Source organism: Streptomyces eurythermus (assembly GCF_014649115.1).
Classification (GTDB): Bacteria; Actinomycetota; Actinomycetes; order Streptomycetales; family Streptomycetaceae; genus Streptomyces; species Streptomyces eurythermus.
In genome coordinates, this window is the sequence record NZ_BMSK01000010.1 from 22,144 (window position 1) to 40,693 (window position 18,550).

At 74.6% G+C, this 18,550-nt stretch carries 17 protein-coding genes; 11 read left to right on the forward strand and 6 right to left on the reverse strand.

Going from position 1 to position 18,550, the window contains the following annotated elements; genetic code table 11:
- Positions 1 to 197 precede the first annotated feature (197 nt).
- Positions 198 to 1,148 carry an O-antigen ligase family protein gene (locus IE251_RS19870; protein WP_189754338.1) on the forward strand — a complete coding sequence of 317 codons (951 nt, stop codon included), beginning with the start codon at positions 198 to 200 and terminating at the stop codon, positions 1,146 to 1,148.
- A gap of 25 nt (positions 1,149 to 1,173) precedes the next feature.
- On the opposite strand, the gene IE251_RS19875 is transcribed toward IE251_RS19870, so the two are convergent.
- Positions 1,174 to 1,716, reverse strand: coding sequence for a phage holin family protein (locus tag IE251_RS19875; protein ID WP_030775590.1), 543 nt, complete (start codon positions 1,714 to 1,716; stop codon positions 1,174 to 1,176).
- An 81-nt stretch (positions 1,717 to 1,797) separates the two neighbouring features.
- The gene (locus tag IE251_RS19880; protein WP_189754339.1) at positions 1,798 to 2,583 is read right to left on the reverse strand and encodes a glutamate racemase; all 786 of its coding nucleotides are present in this window, start codon (positions 2,581 to 2,583) and stop codon (positions 1,798 to 1,800) included.
- 16 nt (positions 2,584 to 2,599) lie between these two features.
- Between IE251_RS19880 and IE251_RS19885 the strand changes: the two genes are divergently transcribed.
- Positions 2,600 to 3,817 (forward strand): glycosyltransferase, encoded by a 1,218-nt coding sequence (locus tag IE251_RS19885; RefSeq protein ID WP_189754340.1) that lies wholly within the window; start codon positions 2,600 to 2,602, stop codon positions 3,815 to 3,817.
- Positions 3,818 to 3,868: 51 nt separating this feature from the next.
- Here the strand turns inward: IE251_RS19885 and IE251_RS19890 are convergent, their stop codons facing one another.
- Positions 3,869 to 5,143 carry a TerD family protein gene (locus IE251_RS19890; RefSeq protein WP_189754599.1) on the reverse strand — a complete coding sequence of 425 codons (1,275 nt, stop codon included), beginning with the start codon at positions 5,141 to 5,143 and terminating at the stop codon, positions 3,869 to 3,871.
- 310 nt (positions 5,144 to 5,453) lie between these two features.
- On the opposite strand from IE251_RS19890, the gene IE251_RS19895 reads away from it, so the two are divergent.
- The 4 genes from IE251_RS19895 to IE251_RS19910 all read left to right on the forward strand — a co-directional run bounded on the left by IE251_RS19895 (position 5,454) and on the right by IE251_RS19910 (position 10,234).
- Complete coding sequence (locus IE251_RS19895) at positions 5,454 to 5,897, forward strand: DUF6643 family protein (RefSeq protein WP_189754341.1); 444 nt, start codon at positions 5,454 to 5,456, stop codon at positions 5,895 to 5,897.
- A 41-nt stretch (positions 5,898 to 5,938) separates the two neighbouring features.
- Positions 5,939 to 6,799, forward strand: coding sequence for an MOSC domain-containing protein (locus IE251_RS19900; RefSeq protein WP_189754342.1), 861 nt, complete (start codon positions 5,939 to 5,941; stop codon positions 6,797 to 6,799).
- 167 nt (positions 6,800 to 6,966) lie between these two features.
- Positions 6,967 to 7,572, forward strand: coding sequence for an Rv1733c family protein (locus IE251_RS19905; RefSeq protein ID WP_189754343.1), 606 nt, complete (start codon positions 6,967 to 6,969; stop codon positions 7,570 to 7,572).
- A 223-nt stretch (positions 7,573 to 7,795) separates the two neighbouring features.
- The gene (locus IE251_RS19910) at positions 7,796 to 10,234 is read left to right on the forward strand and encodes a right-handed parallel beta-helix repeat-containing protein (protein ID WP_189754344.1); all 2,439 of its coding nucleotides are present in this window, start codon (positions 7,796 to 7,798) and stop codon (positions 10,232 to 10,234) included.
- 27 nt (positions 10,235 to 10,261) lie between these two features.
- Here the strand turns inward: IE251_RS19910 and IE251_RS19915 are convergent, their stop codons facing one another.
- Positions 10,262 to 10,690: a nuclear transport factor 2 family protein gene (locus IE251_RS19915; RefSeq protein WP_189754345.1), complete on the reverse strand. Its 429-nt coding sequence runs from the start codon at positions 10,688 to 10,690 to the stop codon at positions 10,262 to 10,264.
- Between the two features lie 110 nt (positions 10,691 to 10,800).
- The gene (locus IE251_RS19920) at positions 10,801 to 13,350 is read right to left on the reverse strand and encodes a hypothetical protein (protein ID WP_229896858.1); all 2,550 of its coding nucleotides are present in this window, start codon (positions 13,348 to 13,350) and stop codon (positions 10,801 to 10,803) included.
- Positions 13,351 to 13,612: 262 nt separating this feature from the next.
- Here IE251_RS19920 and IE251_RS19925 point away from each other — a divergent pair, with 262 nt between their 5' ends.
- Together IE251_RS19925 and IE251_RS19930 are read left to right on the forward strand one after the other, a co-directional pair.
- Entirely contained in the window at positions 13,613 to 14,443 is an 831-nt protein-coding gene (locus tag IE251_RS19925; RefSeq protein WP_189754346.1) for a DeoR/GlpR family DNA-binding transcription regulator, read from the forward strand.
- A gap of 104 nt (positions 14,444 to 14,547) precedes the next feature.
- Complete coding sequence (locus IE251_RS19930; protein ID WP_189754347.1) at positions 14,548 to 15,021, forward strand: SRPBCC family protein; 474 nt, start codon at positions 14,548 to 14,550, stop codon at positions 15,019 to 15,021.
- Positions 15,022 to 15,058: 37 nt separating this feature from the next.
- On the opposite strand, the gene cds1 is transcribed toward IE251_RS19930, so the two are convergent.
- Positions 15,059 to 16,204: an L-cysteine desulfhydrase Cds1 gene (gene cds1, locus IE251_RS19935; RefSeq protein ID WP_189754348.1), complete on the reverse strand. Its 1,146-nt coding sequence runs from the start codon at positions 16,202 to 16,204 to the stop codon at positions 15,059 to 15,061.
- Positions 16,205 to 16,510: 306 nt separating this feature from the next.
- Here cds1 and IE251_RS19940 point away from each other — a divergent pair, with 306 nt between their 5' ends.
- The 3 genes from IE251_RS19940 to IE251_RS19950 all read left to right on the forward strand — a co-directional run bounded on the left by IE251_RS19940 (position 16,511) and on the right by IE251_RS19950 (position 18,524).
- The gene (locus tag IE251_RS19940; protein ID WP_030775553.1) at positions 16,511 to 16,834 is read left to right on the forward strand and encodes a hypothetical protein; all 324 of its coding nucleotides are present in this window, start codon (positions 16,511 to 16,513) and stop codon (positions 16,832 to 16,834) included.
- A 258-nt stretch (positions 16,835 to 17,092) separates the two neighbouring features.
- The gene (locus IE251_RS19945) at positions 17,093 to 17,749 is read left to right on the forward strand and encodes an ATP-binding protein (RefSeq protein WP_229896859.1); all 657 of its coding nucleotides are present in this window, start codon (positions 17,093 to 17,095) and stop codon (positions 17,747 to 17,749) included.
- A gap of 202 nt (positions 17,750 to 17,951) precedes the next feature.
- The gene (locus IE251_RS19950; RefSeq protein WP_189754349.1) at positions 17,952 to 18,524 is read left to right on the forward strand and encodes a TetR/AcrR family transcriptional regulator; all 573 of its coding nucleotides are present in this window, start codon (positions 17,952 to 17,954) and stop codon (positions 18,522 to 18,524) included.
- Positions 18,525 to 18,550: the final 26 nt, after the last annotated feature.

The window sequence follows — 18,550 nt, forward strand, 5'->3', positions numbered from 1 at the left end:
ACAAAACGGTCCACAGCCGTTACGGTGTGCCCAGCCTCGGCGGCCCGGCCGGAAACCGGCCCGCGGCCGGGGCCTGCCAAGGTCGGGGGACCGGGTACGAGGGGCGACGGGTGGGGTCGACGGGGACGCAGTCCGCGGCCGGTACGTGCGGCGCGGATGCCTGTGGCATGCGAAGAAACGTTTCCGACGGGACGGGCATGATCCTGTTGGGAGCCTGTGCGGCGTGGTCGCTGATCACCGCGGCGGCCCGGGGCGGGCGGCCGGAGGGCATGCTGCTCGCGGTGCTCGCCCTGGCCGCCGGGTACGCCGCGGGCCGGGTCTCCGGCGCGCTGCTGCCGGTGGCCGCGCCCTGCGTCGGAGCGGCGGCGGGGCTGGGGCTGGCGGTGGCGCTGCCCGGGCTCTCCCCCGGTCCCTGGTACGCCGGTCCGCTCGGGCCCGCCGGCGGCACGGCCGCGCTGCTGGCGCTGGCCACCGGGGCCGCGTGCTGTGCCGCCCGGGCGACGCGCGTACCGGCGCTCCGGACCGGGCTGGCGGCGCTGGCCTGCGCCACCGTGCCGGCCGGGCTGGCGCTGGGGTCGGCGGCCGGGTGCGTGGCCGGCGGGGCCGTCCTGCTGTGTGCGCTGGCCGCGGGCTCGGCGCACGGCCGGGGCAGGTGGCTGGCGGGGCTGGCCGTGGCGGCGGGCGTGGTGACGGCGGCGCTCTGGGCGGTCGCGGCGGGCGCGCTGCCCGACGGGCTCGCCGGGGCGCTGGGCGGCTGGTTCCCCGCCCACCGGGTGCCGCAGTGGCAGGACGCCCTGCGACTGGCGGACCAGCACCTGGGGCTGGGCGTCGGCCCCGGCCGGTTCGGTGAGCTGGGCGACGTCGGCGGGACGCTGCCGGCCGACGGCAGACCGCACTCGGCGCCGTTGCAGCAGGCGGCCGAACAGGGCCTGGTAGGGGTGTCGCTGCTGGCGGCCGTGTTCTGCTGGATCCTGTACGCGCTGTGGCGCAGCGCGCGCCCCACGCCGGTCGCCCTGACCGCGGGCGCGGCCCTGACGGCGCTGGCCGCGCTCGCCTCGGTGAGCAACGCGCTGAGCTTCACCCCGGTGACGGCGGGCGCCGGCCTCCTGGCGGGCTGGGCCACGGCCCGGCCGTGGTCGGCGGCCTAGTCATACCGGGGAGACCGGGCGGGCTCTAGCCGGCCGTTCCCGGCCTGATCGTGCGCAGGCGGTCGCGGATGAGCCGGACCGCGGACTCCGCGTTGTCCACGGTGATCGTGAACGTGTGGCCGTCCCACAGGCGCAGCACGATGCCCTCGCCGCGGCGGACGACGACGGCGGTGCCCTTCTCGGGGAGCCAGCGGTAGCCCCAGCCGCCCCAGTGCCGGGGGGTGACATGGGCGGTGAAGTCGGCGCCGGCCACGTGCGAGAGCGGGATGCGGCGGCGCGGCAGCCCCATGTGTCCGCAGCGCACTTCCAGGCACTCGCGGTCGAGTTTGAGGTCGACGTGTACGAAGGCGAGCGTGCCGAAGAGCACCAGCAGACCGGCCGCGATGCAGCCGACGACGGACATCACCAGCGCGGCGATGCCGGACGTCCAGGCCGAGTCCACGGCCAGCGCGATGCCGAGCGCCAGGCAGGCGGCTCCGACGAGCGCGAACAGCCACTGCACCCGGTTGGTGGCGCGTCCCTTCCAGACCGGGGGAAGCGTTCCGTCGGCGTCGGGGTGGTCCCTCATGTGTACGAGGTTACCCGGATTTCGCCGTCCGGAGAGGGCGTAGCGCGCCGCGGGCGGCCGGGCGGTGTCCGTACGCGCCGGTCAGCGGACCGGGCTGACGGCGCGCAGGAAGCGGCCTTCGTCGTAGGACAGCGCCGTGTCCGGGAGGGTCGCCTCGCGGCCGCTCAGCAGCACGGTGAGGGTGGTGTCGGCGGCGGCCTCCGGGGCCGGTTCCACGCCGATCCGGCGCAGCGCCTGGGCGGCCACCGCCCCGGCGGTGCCGTGCAGGACCAGCGGCGGGCGGCCGGGGCGCTGGACGGCCGCGCGGATCCGCTCCGCGACCAGCTCGTAGTTGGTGCAGCCCAGGACGAGCGTGGTCACGTCGTCCGGGGTGCGAGCGGCGGCCGAGGCGATCGCGGCGTCGATCGCCTCGTCGTCGGCGTGGTGCACGGCGTCCGCGAGGCCGGGGCACGCCACCTCGGCGACGGCCACGCCGTCGGCGAACCGCTCGATCAGGCCGCGCTGGTAGGCGCTGCCCGTGGTGGCCGGGGTCGCCCAGATCGCGACGGGACCGCCGCCCGCGGCGGCCGGCTTGATCGCGGGTACGGTCCCGATGATCGGCAGCCGCGGCTCGAACCGCGCCCGCATCGCCGGCAGGGAGTGCACGGAGGCGGTGTTGCACGCGACGATCAGGACATCGGGCTCGTGCGCGGCGGCGGCCTCGGCCACGGCGATGGCCCGCTCGGTGATGTCTTCGGGAGTGCGCGGTCCCCAGGGCATGCCGTCCGGGTCCCAGGACAGCACCAGATCCGCGTCGGGCCGCAGCCGGCGTACCGCGGCGGCGGCGGGGAGCAGGCCGATTCCGGAGTCCATGAGCGCGATCTTCACCCGGCCACGATAGACGATGCCCTCTCCCGGGCCCCGTCGGGTGGGGCAGACTGCCGCCGTGAACGCGTACTTGTGGATCACCGTCGTATCACTGGCCGCCTGGGGCTGGCTGCTGCTCGGCCAGGGCTTCTTCTGGCGCACGGACGTCCGGCTGCCGCCGCGCCGGGAACCGGACGCGTGGCCGTCGGTCTGCGTGGTCGTACCGGCCCGGGACGAGGCCGCCGTGCTGCCGGACAGCCTGCCGTCGCTGCTGGCGCAGGACTATCCGGGGCGGGCCGAGGTCTTCCTGGTGGACGACGGCAGCACGGACGGCACCGGGGAGCTGGCCCGCGAGCTGTCCCGGCGGCTCGGCGGGCTGCCGCTGACGGTGGACTCGCCCGGTGAACCGCCGGCGGGCTGGACGGGCAAGCTGTGGGCGGTGCGGTACGGCATCGGGCTGGCACGCGCGCGCGACCCGGAGTATCTGCTGCTGACGGACGCGGACATCGCGCACGCGCCGGACAGCCTGCGCGAGCTGGTGGCGGCGGCGGGGGCGGGCGGCTTCGACGTCGTGTCGCAGATGGCGCGGCTGCGGGTGGCGAGCCTGTGGGAGCGGCTGGTGGTGCCGGCCTTCGTGTACTTCTTCGCGCAGCTGTATCCCTTCCGGTGGATCGGCCGGAGGGGCTCGCGTACGGCCGCGGCGGCGGGCGGCTGTGTGCTGCTGCGCGCGGGGATGGCGGAGGAGGCGCGCATCCCGGACGCCATCCGGCACGCCGTGATCGACGACGTGGCGCTGGCGCGCGCGGTGAAGGGCGCGGGCGGCCGCGTCTGGCTCGGGCTGGCCGACCGGGTGGACAGCGTGCGGCCCTATCCGAAGCTGGGCGACCTGTGGCGGATGGTCTCGCGCAGCGCGTACGCCCAGCTGCGGCACAACCCCCTGCTGCTCCTCGGTACGGTCGCCGGGCTGGCGCTGGTGTACCTGGTGCCGCCGGCCGCCGTGGCCGTGGGCGCGGCCGGCGGCGACGCGGCGACGGCGCTGGCCGGGGCGGTGGCGTGGGCGGTGATGGCGGGCACGTATCTGCCGATGCTGCGCTATTACGGGCAGCCGCCGTGGCTCGCGCCGCTGCTGCCGTTCACCGCGTTCCTGTACCTGCTGATGACGGTCGACTCCGCCGTGCAGCACTACCGCGGGCGCGGGGCCGCCTGGAAGGGCCGTACCTACTCCCGCCCGGACGCCGTGCCCGACGAGAGCTGAGCCCGGCCGGGTGGGGCCGGGTCGTTCGCGGTCCGGCCGGCCGTCGCCGGGTCACTTGCGGCCGGGTGTCCAGTCCATGCCCCAGCCGTAGGCGTGGTCCACGGTGCGCTGCGGGCTCGTTCCGCGCTCCGGCACCAGGTAGCGCGCCTCGCGCTGGACGAGCAGGTCGCCGCCGGTGTTGGTGATCAGGGCGAGCGCGCACACCGGGGAGGCGACGGTGCACTCGTCCAGCGAGAACTCGACGGGGGCGCCGTGCTGCGGCTGGAGGGTGACGGTGGCGTGCAGGTCGGCGAAGGAGCGGGCGCCTTCGTAGATGGTGACGAAGACGAGGATGCGCCGGAAGTCGCGGGTGTGGTCGAGGTTGATGGTGAGGTTCTCGCCGCGGGCCACGGCTCCGGTGCGGTCGTCGCCGTCGAGATGGATGTACGGCGGCTGGTGCAGCGCGCCGAAGGCGTTGCCGAGGGCCTGGACGACGCCCTTGCGGCCGTCGGCGAGTTCGTACAGCGCGCACAGGTCGAGGTCGATGCCGCCCTGGCCGCTCAGCCGGCCGAGCCAGCCCGTGGGCTGCTTGAGCAGGTGCCAGTTGAGGTTCACCCGCATCGCGCCGGAGGTGCCGCCCTGTTTGGCGAGCGAGACGGACGGGGCCGCCTTGGTGAGCGTGACCTTGGACAGCCGGACCGGCTGGGCCGCGGGCGGTGCCGAGGGGGCCGCGGCGGGACGGGGCGGCGGAGCCTGCGCCGCCGTGGGAGGGGCGGCAGGGGGCGGCGGGGCGACCGGTGCCGGGGCCGCGGGTGGTGCCGCGTGCTGGGGTTCGTCCACGCTGATGCCGAAGTCCGTCGCCAGTCCTTCGAGTCCGCTGTCGTAGCCCTGGCCGACGGCCCGGAACTTCCAGCCGCCCTGGCGGCGGTAGAACTCGCCGAGCACGAAGGCGGTCTCCACCGTCGCGCCGGGGCTGTCGAAGCGGGCGACCACCTGTCCGGAGGCGGCGTCGGCCACCTCGATGAAGAGGTCCGGGACCTGCCCGAACGTGCCGCCGTCGGCGGAGGCGGCGAGGACGATCCGCTCGATGTCGCCCTCCACGCGCGCGAGGTCGGCCAGCAGGGTGTCGGTGACCCGTCCGCCGGCCGTCCGCTTGCCCTCGTGGCGTACGGCGCCGGAGGCGTGGGCGGGCTGGTTGTAGAAGACGAAGTCGGCGTCGGAGCGGACCTTTCCGGCGGCGAGCAGCAGGGCCGAGGCGTCGGCGTCGGGCACCCCGTGGCCGGAGCGCCAGCCCAGTTCGACGCGTAGCGCCGTCGTGGGCACCTGCGTGTTCGATCCTTTCGGCATTGACATGTCCGCCCCCATCACGTGTTCGGTCCGGCGGGTTCCGCCCGTCGGTCCGGATCCTCCCGGCCGGTGCGTTCCCTGCCCACAACCTATTCCGCGCCCCGGCGCACGCCCAGGAACGGCACAGGAAGATCGCCGGTCAACCGCCGGTAACACCGCAGGAACTCAGCCTTTACACGATCCAAACGTCGACTGGCGTCCCTTTTTGCCATGTTCGCTCGGATTGAGGATGTCAGACTCCCGACGACACGGAAAACAACCCTCTTATCGGTCTCCCCAACCAGCACATCGTGGGCTTAACTTATGTGCCATGACCTCCCCCCGCTCCACTTATGGTGGCGGCTACTACTCCGCCTCCTTCAAGGAGACCCCGATCTACGACTCGCTCGTCGCCGAGCGTGGCACTCCGCAGATCGCCCCGATCAGGGTCCCCGCCGCCTACGACACGGGCAGCGGTCTGCCCGCCCTGCCGTCGGCCCTGCCCGCCCTCCCGGCGGCCCCGTCCGCGCAGCAGCCCCCGGCCTACGGCTACCCGCAGGCACCGCAGCCCGCGCCGCTCCAGCAGGCGCCCACGGCGTACATCCCGCAGCAGGCGAGCGCCCCGCGCGGCTATCCCGGCCCGCAGGCCCCGCAGCAGCAGCGGCCGACGGCGGGAGGCAACGGGTACGAGGCGATGCGCCCGGCCGCGCCGCGCCCCGCGCCGGCTCCCTACCAGGATCCGTACAACAACCAGCAGCAGTACCGCGGTTACTGACGGCGCCCCGGCTGTCAGTGCCGCCTGGCACGATGGACGGCATGGGAAACGCCGTAGTGCAGTCGATCCACGTCCATCCGGTCAAGGCGCTCCGGGGCGTATCGCCCCGGACGGCCGTGGTGGAGCCCTGGGGCCTGGCCGGTGACCGGCGCTGGACATTGATCGACGACGGGGGAACGGTCGTCACACAGCGCGAGTCGCCGCGCCTGGCGCTGGCCGCCGCCGAGCCTCTGGCCGGCGGCGGCATTCGTCTGTCCGCACCCGGCCGGCAGTCGCTGACGGTCGAGGTGCCCGAGCCTTCCGGGACCGTCCTGGTGGACGTGTTCCGCACGAAGGTCGAGGCGGTTCCGGCCGCCGCGGCGGCGCACGAGTGGTGCAGCGCCTATCTGGGGACCAGGGTCCGCCTGGTCCACATGGACGATCCGGCCCTGCGCCGCCCGGTCGACCCGGAGTACGCCCTGCCCGGCGAGACGGTGAGCTTCGCCGACGGCTTCCCCCTGCTGGTCACCACGGCGGCCTCGCTGGAGGCGCTGAACTCCCTGATAGCCGACGGGCCGCACGCCCACGAGGGCCCGCTGCCCATGAACCGGTTCCGGCCCAACCTCGTCGTCGCCGGCACCGAGCCCTGGGCGGAGGACGACTGGATCCGGATCTCCGTCGGCGACGTGGTGTTCCGGGCCACGAAGCCGAGCGCGCGGTGCGTGGTGACCACCACCGACCAGGACACCGCCGCACGCGGCCGGGAGCCGCTGTACACGCTGGCACGCCACCGCAGGAGGGACGGGAAGGTGCTGTTCGGGCTGAATCTCGTGCCCGTCACGCCCGGCACCGTCGGTGTCGGCGACCCGGTGCGGGTGCTGGAGCGCGCCTCGGACGAGGCCCGGGCGGCGGAGGGACGATGATCCGCCGGGCCGGGAACCGGGGCCGTGCGCCGGCCGTTGAGGGGGCGTGAGAAATTCGTGAGAGACCGCGTACATCGGAGGTCACGGCGCTGGTGATGCCGCCCGCTCCCGGTCCGGGTCCGGACGGGCACCGCCGCCGGGGGTGGTGACGGACCGGAAGGGGGGACATGCGGGTACTCAGTGGGCTGTGGCGCTGGCGGCACAATCCGCTGCGCCGCGCGACCGATCTGGCCGAGGCGTGGCTGGCCCTCGTCGCGCTGCTGCTGATCGCCGTGGCCGCGCCCGTGACGGGCTGGCTGGTCGGGAGGGCCGCCGAGGACTCGCTCCAGCGGTCCGCGCGGCAGCAGCAGCACGCGCGTCATCTCGTGACGGCCACCGTGGTGAGGGAGTTGGGCGGCACCCTGCCGGAGGCCGACCCGGAGTCGTCCTCCGCGCGCGAGAGCCACAGCCGGGTGCTGGCGTACTGGCGGGCGCCGGACGGCTCCCGGCGGCACGGCCCGGTCCTCGCGGACCTGAAGTCCCCGCGGCCGGGGGACCACTTCGGGCTGTGGACCGACCCGCGGGGCCGGGTGACGACCCGCCCGCTGGACTCCGCCACGGCGACGACGCACGCCGCGCTCGCGGGGCTCGGCGCGGCCCTGCTGACCGCGGCCGCGGTGGAGACCGGCCGGCGGGTGACCGTATGGCGCCTGGTGCGGCGGCGGTACGCGCGCTGGGACCAGGCGTGGGAGCGGGCCGGCCCGGACTGGGGCAAGGCGGACACCAGCAGCTGACGGGCTCGAGGCTCCGGTCAACCCGGCGTATCCGCACGCGCTACGGTGGACCGGCCGGAGCGCTGCCGGCGACGCCCCTGGACGCGTGACCCCCGGGGCGGGGGGCCCGGGAGCGCGCACGCGCTCACGCCCGCGGGCGGGCACGACCGCGGTCCGTCAGCGGCGGCAGCGCCCCGACGGGCGGCGGGCCATCAGGACGACAAGGTGGGGGCACAGCAACGCCATGGCACAGGGCACGGTCCAGGTGACGCACACCGGTACATCGCGGTGGCGGCGCCGCACGGGTGAGTACGCGTCGCTGGCCGCCGCCCTGGAGGCCGCCGCCGACGGCGACGTCCTCACCATCGCCCCCGGCACCTACCGGGAGAACCTCGTCGTCCACCGGGCGGTGACGCTGCGCGGGTCCGAGGGCTCGGCCGGTTCGGTGCGGATCGCGCCCCCGGACGGGGTGCCGCTCACCGTGCGGGCCTCGGCGGTGGTGCGGGACGTGCATGTGGAGGGCCAGGACGCGACGGTGCCCGCGCTGCTGGTCGAGGAGGGCACCCCCGAGCTGGCGGACGTGCGGATCGTCACCCGGTCCGCCGTCGGCATCGAGGTGCGCGGCGGCGCCCGCCCGACCGTGCGCCGGTGCACCGTCGACAACCCGGCCGGCGTCGGCATCGCCGTACTCGACGCCGGCGGCGGGGTGTTCGAGGACTGCGAGGTCGTCGCGGCCGGACAGGCGGGCGTGGCCGTCCGCGGCGGGGCCCGGCCGCGGCTGGAGCGCTGCCGGGTGCACCACGCCTCCGGCACCGGCCTCACCGTGACCGGGGAGAACACCGCGCTGGAGGCGGTGGGCTGCGAGATGTACGAGGTGCGCGGCGCGGGCGTGCAGGTCACCCAGCGGGCCACGGCGCACCTGACCGACTGCGAGGTGCACCGCACCGCCGCCGACGGCATCACCCTGGACACCGACGCGGTGCTCACCCTCGCCGACTGCCGGCTGCACGACATCCCGGAGAACGCGGTCGACCTGCGCTCCCGCTCGGTCCTCACCCTGACCCGGACGACGGTGCGCCGGTTCGGGCGCAACGGCCTGTCGGTGTGGGACCCGGGCACCCGCGTGGACGCCAACCAGTGCGAGATCTCCGACAGCACCGGCGACTATCCGGCGGTGTGGGTGAGCGACGGTGCCACCGCGGTGCTCGACTCCTGCCGGGTGCACGACGTGCCGGACGCGCTGTTCGTCCTGGACCGCGGCTCCCGCGCGGACGTCGTCGACAGCGATCTGTCGCAGGTGCGCAACACGGCCGTGTCGGTGAGCGACGGGGCGACCGCGCAGCTGGACGACTGCCGGATCCGGGAGGCGGCCACCGGCGCCTGGTTCCGCGACCACGGCAGCGGCGGCACGCTGAACAACTGCACCGTGGAGGACACCCAGACCGGGGTGATCGTCACCAAGGGCGCCGACCCGGTCATCGAGCGCTGCGTGGTCGGCTCGCCCGCCGAGGCGGGTTTCTACGTCTCCGCGGGCGGCCGGGGCAGCTTCCTGAACTGCCGGGTCACCGGCAGCGGGGGCTACGGCTTCCATGTGATCGACGGCAGCCGTACGACACTGCGCAAGTGCCGTACGGAACGCTGCGCGCGCGGCGGTTACGAGTTCGCCGACGGCGGGCCGGACGCGGCCCCGGGGACGGGGCCGGTCGTGGAGGACTGCACCAGCGACGAGAGCGCCGCCGCCCGGCCGCCCGCGATGCGGGAGCCGGTCGTGCAGACGGTGACACAGACCCCGGGCCTGCTGGGCGCCCTGCCGGGGCAGCGGGCGGCGGAGCAGGAGCCGGCCGGCCCCGCCGTGGAGCCGGCCGGGCCGCGGCGGACGTCGCAGGACGTGCTCGGCGAACTCGACGCGCTGGTGGGCCTGGACAGCGTCAAGCGCGAGGTGCGGGCGCTGACCGACATGATCGAGGTGGGCCGGCGCCGGCAGCGGGCGGGACTGAAGGCGGCCTCGGTCAAGCGGCACCTGGTCTTCACCGGCTCCCCCGGCACCGGCAAGACGACGGTCGCCCGGCTGTACGGCGAGATCCTCGCCTCGCTCGGCGTGCTGGAGAAGGGCCACCTGGTGGAGGTGTCCCGGGTCGACCTGGTCGGCGAGCACATCGGGTCCACGGCGATCCGCACCCAGGAGGCCTTCGAGCGGGCGCGTGGCGGTGTGCTGTTCATCGACGAGGCGTACGCGCTGTCCCCGGAGGACGCCGGGCGGGACTTCGGCAAGGAGGCCATTGACACCCTGGTGAAGCTGATGGAGGACCACCGGGAGGAGGTGGTGGTGATCGTCGCCGGGTACACCGCGGAGATGGAGCGCTTCCTCTCCGTCAACCCGGGTGTGGCCTCCCGTTTCTCCCGGACCATCACCTTCGGCGACTACGGCCCCGAGGAGCTGCTGCGGATCGTGCGGCAGCAGGCGGACGAGCACGAGTACCGGCTGGCGCCGGGCGCGTCCGAGGCGCTGCTGACGTACTTCGCGGCGATCCCGAAGGGCCCGGCGTTCGGCAACGGCCGTACCGCCCGGCAGACGTTCGAGGCGATGGTGGAGCGGCACGCGAGCCGGGTGGCCCAGCTCCCCGACCCGACCACCGACGACCTGACCCTGCTGTACGCGGAGGATCTGCCCGAACTGCCCTGAGCGGCCGTACCGTTAGCCCCCGGCGGGCTACAGGTTGTCTCCCCAGCCGGACTGGATCATGGTCTGGAAGGCCCACCTCCCGTCCCGCTTGAGCAGGATGTCGGCGTACCTCAGGCGCTGGGAGTGGCCGTCGGCGGTCATGGTCGAGTCCGTGAACACGACGGCCATCGAGGCGGACAGGAACACCGGGGTCCGGGTGGACTCGAAGGTGATGTCCTGGTCTCCGTCGCCCATCACATGGGTCATGGTGGCGAGGAACCGGTCCCGGTCCCACTGCGCCGAGCGGCCGTCGCCCGCGGAGTCGTCGCTGACGAGGTTGAGCGGGAACACCGCCATGTCCGCCATGCGCCTCACGTCGCGCCGGCCGCTCGCCGCGTCGTACTCCGCGAACCAGGCGTCCAGGCTCGCGCGGTCCTCGGCGGTCGGGGTGTATCCGGTGTCGGGCAGGAAGGTCATGCGGGCTCCTTCGACGGTGGCGGAACGTCGGCTAATCAAGTTTGACTAGTCGAGTCGCAGGGAGGGTACACCGCTCCGCGCCGGTGATCAAACTTGATTAGTGAGGACGGTCAGGACGGGTCCGAGCGGACCGGGTCCGGGCGCTGGGCCGGGAGGCCGGGCAGGAGGCGGGTCAGGAGGCGCGCTCGTTCGCGGGTGAAGGCGGGGTCCGACGGGTAGTCGGAGTGGCCGAGGATCGGGGCCGGGAGCGGATGGTCGAGGGTACGGCCGTAGGCGAGGGGGTCCGGCAGCGGCTCGTGGTCGACTTCCGGGGCGGTGCCGGCGGGGATGCGGACCGGGCCGCCGATGGGGTCGGTACGGCGGTAGAGGTTGCGCCAGCAGGCGATGTCGCGGTGCAGCGCGGCGAGGGCGGGCGGGCCGAAGTGGGCCGGGAACCAGCGGCCGTACAGGCGCTCCAGCGGGGAGCCGTAGGTGAGCAGGGCGACCCGGGTGCGGACCGACGGCGGGAGCTGCCAGGCCGCCGCCGCGGCGAGGACGCTGCCCTGGGAGTGCCCGGACAGCACCAGCCGGCCGCCGGTGCGCCGGGTCCAGGTGACCATGCGCCAGGTCAGGTCCGGCACGGCGCGCTCGGCGTAGCAGGGCGGGGCGAAGGGGTGGGCGGCACGCGGCCAGAACGTGCCGACGTCCCACAGGATGCCGATGGTGCGCCGGGCCGAGGCGTCCTTGTAGGCGCGCCTGCCCCAGGTCACGAAGAGTACGAAGCCGAGGCCGACCAGCCAGGAGCCCAGCGCCTGGGAGGTCTCGGCCACGGCCCGGACGAGGTGCGGGGTGCGGTCGGCCGCCCCGTCGGGGGTCTTCCCGGTGGCCGCGGCACCGGCCAGCGCCACCGCGCCCAGCAGCAGGGTGGTGGCGGTGAGGACGGCGACGACGAGGGGGACGCTGTCGGTCAGGGTGGCCATGGCCCGGGCGTGCGCGATGGCGCGGGTGCGGGGCGGGTCCTCGGGTTCGCCGGGGTACTCGCGGCGCACGCGGGCGCGTTCGGCGCGGGCGAGCCGGGCGGTGCGCACGGCGAGGGCGGCGGCCAGGAGCAGCAGCACCGCGATGAGCGGCGGGATGACGGAGGCCTGCCAGGTCAGCAGGGCGGGCGGACCGGCGAGCAGGGCACGGGTGCCGTCCAGCCAGTCGGCGACGCGCTGGGCGACCCCGCCGGAGATCACGCCGCCCAGCGCGCAGGCGAGCAGCGCGACGGCGGGCCCGCCGAGGCCCCGCATCCCGGTGCGCGGGTCGGGCCGGCGCCGGTACAGGACCCGCGCCACGACCGCGAGCACGACGATGACCAGGCCCTGGGCCAGCATGAGGAGGCCGAAGGCCCAGGCGCCCGGCAGCCGCCCGGCGGACTGCCAGCCGGGCCGGGACCACCCGGCGTACAGCAGGGCGAGCAGGAGCAGGGCGAGTGCGCCGAGTGGCAGGCAGCGGTCCAGGTGCCGGTCGAGACGCCGGTCTAGACGGCGCTCGCTGCGGCCCCGGCGGCAGACCACCGCGGCCACCACGACCGCCCCGGCGGCCAGGGCGGCGGTCAGGGCCCAGCCGAGGACGTCCAGGACCGCGGGGCCGCCGGTCCGGCGGTCGTAGCGGGCGGCCGGGACGGTGACGGCCGCGGCCACCGTGAGCAGGCCGGCCGCGGTGTGCGCCGCGCGCAGCCGGGCGACCAGCCGGCGCCCGTACCAGAAACCGGGCCGGGCCAGCGCGCTGCCCCGCGGGTCCGGCCGGGCGTCGGTGTCCGGCTCGGAGACGTCGGCGTCGGTGTCGGCGCCCCGCTCGGCAGCGTCGGCATCCGGTTCGGGATCCGGGGACAACGGCCGGTGGGACTCGTAGGCGCTCCAGGTGCGGTGCGAGAGGTACCACAGCAGGCCGGTCAGCGCGGTCGGCACCACGGCGGCCAGGGCCAGCCTGCGGCCGGGCGCGCTCCACCATCCGCCCGCCCCGGCGGGCGCCCCGGGGGCCGCGGGTGCCAGGAAGCCCAGCCAGGAGTGGCGGCGTACGCACGCGGGGGCGCTCGCGCACTGCCAGGCCACCAGGTCCAGGGCGACCTCGCAGACTGCGGCGACCAGCAGCACCGTCAGGGTGAGGGCGGTCAGCCTTACCAGGAGGCCGTAGAGCCGCACGGTGCGCGGCCGGCCGGGTGCGGCGGGGCGCATCCAGTGGGCGAGGTTGACGACCATGAACGGCAGCAGCAACAGCCACAGGGCGCGGCTGCCGTCGCCGGAGGTGAGGTTGCACCAGACGTACGCCTCCCGGACCGGCCCGCCGCGCGGGTCCCGCCCGGCCGGGGCGGAACCGGCGGCCCCGGCCCCTGACGCCTCCCCGGTGTCCTCGACGTCCTCGGCACGCCGGAAGACGGCGGCCGTGTCGTCGCCGGAGACCCGGACCGTGCGCGGATCGCCGAGCATCTTCTCGGGTGTGGTGCCGCCGACCCCGTGCACCAGCAACTCCAGGTCGGTCTCCGGCTCCGCCGGCCGTCGCGCCGGCCGCTCCGCCGCACGGTTTCCGTAGTCCCCTAAGGGCGGTTCCCCTGGGGGCCGGTCGTCGTACCGATCCGGTGCCGGGCCCTCGTACCGCTCTGCCGTCCGCTCCGCGGACCGGTCCTGCGCGCGTTCCATCGTTTCGCACATCCCCCGTGACGCCCTGACGTCTGTGTCCGTGCGCGGTCCAGGATGGCCGGTCCGGCCGCCGTATACACCTCTCGTCACGGAATCTCCCCGAACCGGGTCACGCCGGACGCCACCGGAGGTGGTGGCGCGAGGGGAGCCGCCCCGTGAAAAGATGGGACGCCCGCGCACTGCCCGTACGGACGGAAGTCCAGGTCGCAGCCGGTGCGCCGGGGCGTGTCGGACGGCTGGCGGCGAAAGGACCGGAGCGTACGTGAGCGAGAATCAGAACCTCCTCGCGGAGCAGCGCCGCGCCCTGATCCTGGACGAGGTCCGGCGTCGCGGCGGGGTGCGGGTCAACGAGCTGACCCGCAGGCTCGGCGTCTCGGACATGACCGTGCGCCGCGATCTGGACGCGCTCGCCCGCCAGGGCATGCTGGAGAAGGTGCACGGCGGCGCGGTGCCGGTGGTCGAGGCCAGCACGCACGAGCCGGGGTTCGAGGCGAAGTCGGGGCTGGAGCCGACCGCCAAGGAGGACATCGCGCGCGCCGCGGCCCGGCTGGTCGGCCCGGGAGCGGCGATCGCCCTGTCCGGCGGTACGACGACCTACGCGCTCGCCCGGCAGCTGCTGGAGGTGCCCGACCTGACCGTGGTGACGAACTCGGTGCGGGTCGCGGACGTCTTCCACGTCGCGCAGCGCACCTCGGGGCAGCGGCAGGGGGCGGCCACGGTGGTGCTGACCGGCGGGGTGCGCACCCCGTCGGACTCGCTGGTGGGACCGGTGGCCGACCAGGCGATCGCTGCGCTCCACTTCGATCTGCTGTTCCTCGGTGTGCACGGCATATCGCTGGAGGCGGGTCTGTCCACGCCGAATCTCGCGGAGGCCGAGACCAACCGGCGCCTGGTGCACTCCGCGCGCCGGGTCGTGGTGGTCGCCGACCACACCAAGTGGGGCACGGTGGGCCTGAGTTCCTTCGCCACGCTGGACCAGGTGGACACGCTCGTGACCGACGCCGGCCTGCCCGCCGAGGCGCGCGCGGAGATCTCCGAGCACCTGCGGGTGATCGTGGCGGGCGAGCCGGGGGAAGAGGCCGCGGAGGCCTGACGGGTGCTGCCTGACGGTCCCCTTCCGGAGGGCCTTCGGCTAGGGTGTGCTGCCCTGGCCGGTCGACCGTCCCACGGGGGGCGGCACACAGGGGGGTTCGCGCCATGGCTCGTCGTCTGCGCCCGGTGGGCATCGGCTTCGTCGGGACCGCGCCCGTACGGCTGGTCTTCGAACGGGAGCTGTCCGCCGCCCCGGAACAGGTCTTCCACGCGCTCGCCAAGGATGTCTCCGGCTGGCCGCGGTGGTTCTCGGCGGTGACGTTCGCGCGGGCCGCCGACGACGGCGCCGGGCGGGAGATCCGGCTCAGGGGCGGGACACGGTTCGAGGAGACGGTGCTCGTGGCGCGGGAACCGGAGGTGTACGCCTACCGCGTCGATGTCACCAACGCGCCGGGCGCCCGGGCCCTTGCCGAGGAGTGGCGGCTGACTCCCCACGGCACCGGCACCCGTCTGCGGTGGACCTTCGCCGCCGACGGGCCCGCGCCGTTCCGGTTCCTCATCGGGCTGGCCCGGCCGGGCCTGGGGCGTGCCTTCCGGGACGCGGTGAGGTCCTTGGACCGGCGGCTGGCGACGCGCTGACCCGCACCGGGCGGTCGGCCGGACGGCCGGGGCGCCGTCAGTCCGGCCACACTCCCGTCGCCAGGAACGAGCCGAGCGCCGCCGCGTACGGCGCGATGTCCAGGCCCTGGGCCGCGAGCCACGCGTCCGAGTAGTACTTGTCGAGGTACCGGTCCCCCGGGTCGCACAGCAGGGTGACGACACTGCCGGTACGGCCCTCGGCCACCATCTCGGCGACGATCTTCAGCGCGCTCCACAGCCCGGTGCCCGTGGAACCGCCCGCCTTGCGGCCGATGGCGCCCTCCAGCGCCCGTACGGCGGCGACGCTCGCCGCGTCCGGGACCTTCATCATCCGGTCGATCGCGCCGGGCACGAAGCTGGGCTCCACGCGGGGCCGGCCGATGCCCTCGATCCGGGAGCCGCAGTCGCAGGTGACGTCCGGGTCGCCGGTGGTCCAGCCCTCGAAGAAACAGGAGTTGTCCGGGTCGGCGACACAGATCCGGGTGTCGTACTGCATGTAGTGGACGTAGCGGGCGAGGGTCGCGGAGGTGCCGCCGGTGCCCGCCGTGGCCACGATCCAGGCCGGCTCCGGGAACCGCTCCAGGCGCAGCTGACGGAAGATCGATTCGGCGATGTTGTTGTTGCCGCGCCAGTCCGTGGCCCGCTCGGCGTAGGTGAACTGGTCCATGTAGTGGCCGCCGGTCTCCGCCGCCAGGCGGGCGGACTCCTCGTACATCTTCCGGGAGTCGTCCACGAAGTGGCACCGCCCGCCGTGGAACTCGATGAGCCGGCACTTCTCGGCACTGGTCGTGCGCGGCATGACGGCGATGAAGGGCACGCCGATCAGCTTCGCGAAGTAGGCCTCCGAGACCGCCGTGGAGCCGCTGGACGCCTCGATCACGGGGCGGCCCGGGCGGATCCAGCCGTTGCACAGACCGTAGAGGAACAGCGAGCGGGCCAGCCGGTGCTTGAGGCTGCCGGTGGGGTGGGTGGACTCGTCCTTCAGATAGAGGTCGATCCCCCACCGTTCGGGCAGCGGGAAGCGCAGCAGGTGCGTGTCCGCCGAGCGGTTGGCGTCGGCCTGGACCTTGCGGACGGCTTCCTTGAGCCAGTCGCGGTAGGCGGGGTCGCTGCGGTCGACGTCGAGGGTGGCGCCGGTGGTGGTCTGGGGCGGGATGCTCACGGCGGGGCTCCTTGCACTCATCGCCGACGGCGCCTCGCGCGGGTCGGCAGATCGAGCATAGGCGCCTTGCACACGCCTTCCCACCTGCATAAACGCATCTTTGGGTGGCCCCAAGGCGGGCTGGGGCACAGGCGTGCGACCCGGCCGGGGCGCATGGGAGCGCGTGCTGCGGGTGACTCGTTCACGCGCCTCCGCGCGCACTGGTGCTCCTGGCCCGGCCGGGGCAGACTGCACGCGACGGGACGGTCCGTCCCGCACGGGGGCGCACGAGAAACCGACGAACCAGGGAACCACGCACCCAGGGAAATGAGCGCGAGGGGGGCCGACATGGCTGAGCCGGAATTCAGGGCCACAGGCGTGCGGATCGGCAAGGGCCTGCGTTCGCTCACCCGGGCCGGACAGGTCCGGATCAGCGACGGCAGGCTCCAGTTGCTCACCAGCTACGGCAGCGAGATAGACAGCGCGCCGGTGCAGGCGGTGCGCGCCTCCAAGCCGTGGTTCGCCCCGGACGACCGGGCGCTGGCCGACCTGAACGGCACGCGGTATCTGCTGACGCTGGGCGAGCGCGACCCGGCGCCGGGACGGCCGGGGCCGCCCGCCGCCCGGAGGTTCATCGAGGCGGTCCGCCGGGCCGCGGGGCGCGGCGGCTGAGCGGCGCGGGACGCGGCGGCCGGGCGAGCCGGACCGCGCGCCCGCGTCCTCGCCCGGCGCGCGGTCGCGGCGAGTTGCGGGAGTGCGTGCGCTGCGTCACTCTGGTCTCACGTCACTCTGGGTTTACCGGCGACAACGCTGCGAACCAGCCCGCCGGCCACGACAGCAGGCGGACGTTTGGACGCAAGCACCCTGCTGGATCCGTTGTTCTCCGTGTTCTTCCGGTTCCTCCGGACCTCACATCGGGGAGTCGCAGCCGTGACCAGTCATCCAAGCAGGCACTGCACGGTGGAGCTCCAAGCCCTGCCGTCGCGGATCGGCCAGGTCCGCAGAATCGTATCTGCGCAGTTGCGCTACTGGCATCTCGACCCATTGATCGACCGGGCCGCGCTCGGTGTGACGGAGCTGCTGAGCAACGTCCACCGGCACGCCAGGCCCGACAAGTCGTGCACCGTGGAGCTGGAGTTGCTGCCGGACCGGCTCACGGTCTCGGTACGCGACCACGATCCGCGCCTTCCGGTACCGGCCGACGCCACGGACCCGGCGGACGCCACCCCGCTGGCCACCTGCGGGCGGGGACTGGCGATGGTGGCCGCGGTGAGCGAGAGCTGGGGTGCGCGGCCGGACGGGGAGAACGGCAAGGTCGTGTGGTTCACGCTGCCGGCCACGGCGGCGGCCCACGGCCATCCGGCACGGCCGCCCCAGGACACACCCCGGCCGGCACCCGCACGGGCACCCGCCACGGCGGCGGTCGCGGCCGGGGTCTCGGCCCCGGCGGGGGCCGGGACGACGGCGGGAGGCGGTCCGGCCGTCCCGATGGAGGTGGTGGCGGCCACAGCCACCACGGCCACCTCGGCCCCCGCGGTCGCCGCGGTGGCGAGCGCGATGGCCGACGGCGGTGCGGCGCCGGGCTGAGCGGCCGGCCGCGGCGGACGACGACACGGCGGGAGCGCCCCGGGCACCTTGGGCCCGGGGCGCTCCCGCCGTGCTCACCGTGCGGCTCACCTGTGCGAACGGACTGACGGATACGCGCGAACGGACTGGCGGATACGGGAGGCCGGCCGGCTGATCCGGGAACCGACTAGCGACTGTAACTACTAGTATGTAAAGTGCTCGCATGAGCACCTCGGAACGACTGATCGAGTCCACCCGTGAGCTGCTGTGGGAGCGCGGATACGTGGGCACCAGCCCCAAGGCGATCCTGGAGCGCTCGGGAGCGGGCCAGGGCAGCATGTACCACCACTTCAAGGGCAAGCCGGATCTCGCCCTGGCCGCGATCCGGCGTACCGCCGCCGAACTGCGGGCCACCGCCGAGGCCGTGCTCGGCGGGCCGGGCACACCGTACGAACGGATCGAGGCGTATCTGCTGCGCGAGCGCGATGTGCTGCGGGGCTGCCCGGTCGGCCGGCTGACCATGGATCCGGACGTGATCGCGAGCGACGAACTGCGCGCGCCGGTGGACGAGACGATCGCCGCGATCCGGGACCGGATCGCCGAGATCGTCGAAGAGGGCAAGCGGCAGGGGCAGTTCGCGTCGGAGCTGGACGGCGCGGAGATCGCCGCGGCCGTGCTCGCGACCGTGCAGGGCGGCTATGTGCTCGCCCGCGCCTCCGGCTCCCCCGCCGCTTTCGACGCCGGCGTCCGCGGTCTGCTCGCGCTGCTCGCTCCCCGGACGCACGGAACCGGCTGAAGCCCCCGAATCCGACGTCCTTCCCG

Excerpts from the sequence above, each read along its gene's own strand:
- IE251_RS19870 (WP_189754338.1), top strand. The coding sequence starts at position 198 with ATGATCCTGTTGGGAGCCTGTGCGGCGTGGTCGCTGATCACCGCGGCG.
- IE251_RS19875 (WP_030775590.1), bottom strand. The coding sequence starts at position 1,716 with ATGAGGGACCACCCCGACGCCGACGGAACGCTTCCCCCGGTCTGGAAG.
- IE251_RS19885 (WP_189754340.1), top strand. The coding sequence starts at position 2,600 with ATGCCCTCTCCCGGGCCCCGTCGGGTGGGGCAGACTGCCGCCGTGAAC.
- IE251_RS19890 (WP_189754599.1), bottom strand. The coding sequence starts at position 5,143 with ATGCCGAAAGGATCGAACACGCAGGTGCCCACGACGGCGCTACGCGTC.
- IE251_RS19895 (WP_189754341.1), top strand. The coding sequence starts at position 5,454 with ATGACCTCCCCCCGCTCCACTTATGGTGGCGGCTACTACTCCGCCTCC.
- IE251_RS19900 (WP_189754342.1), top strand. The coding sequence starts at position 5,939 with ATGGGAAACGCCGTAGTGCAGTCGATCCACGTCCATCCGGTCAAGGCG.
- IE251_RS19905 (WP_189754343.1), top strand. The coding sequence starts at position 6,967 with ATGCGGGTACTCAGTGGGCTGTGGCGCTGGCGGCACAATCCGCTGCGC.
- IE251_RS19910 (WP_189754344.1), top strand. The coding sequence starts at position 7,796 with ATGGCACAGGGCACGGTCCAGGTGACGCACACCGGTACATCGCGGTGG.
- IE251_RS19915 (WP_189754345.1), bottom strand. The coding sequence starts at position 10,690 with ATGACCTTCCTGCCCGACACCGGATACACCCCGACCGCCGAGGACCGC.
- IE251_RS19920 (WP_229896858.1), bottom strand. The coding sequence starts at position 13,350 with ATGGAACGCGCGCAGGACCGGTCCGCGGAGCGGACGGCAGAGCGGTAC.
- IE251_RS19930 (WP_189754347.1), top strand. The coding sequence starts at position 14,548 with ATGGCTCGTCGTCTGCGCCCGGTGGGCATCGGCTTCGTCGGGACCGCG.
- cds1 (WP_189754348.1), bottom strand. The coding sequence starts at position 16,204 with ATGAGTGCAAGGAGCCCCGCCGTGAGCATCCCGCCCCAGACCACCACC.
- IE251_RS19940 (WP_030775553.1), top strand. The coding sequence starts at position 16,511 with ATGGCTGAGCCGGAATTCAGGGCCACAGGCGTGCGGATCGGCAAGGGC.
- IE251_RS19950 (WP_189754349.1), top strand. The coding sequence starts at position 17,952 with ATGAGCACCTCGGAACGACTGATCGAGTCCACCCGTGAGCTGCTGTGG.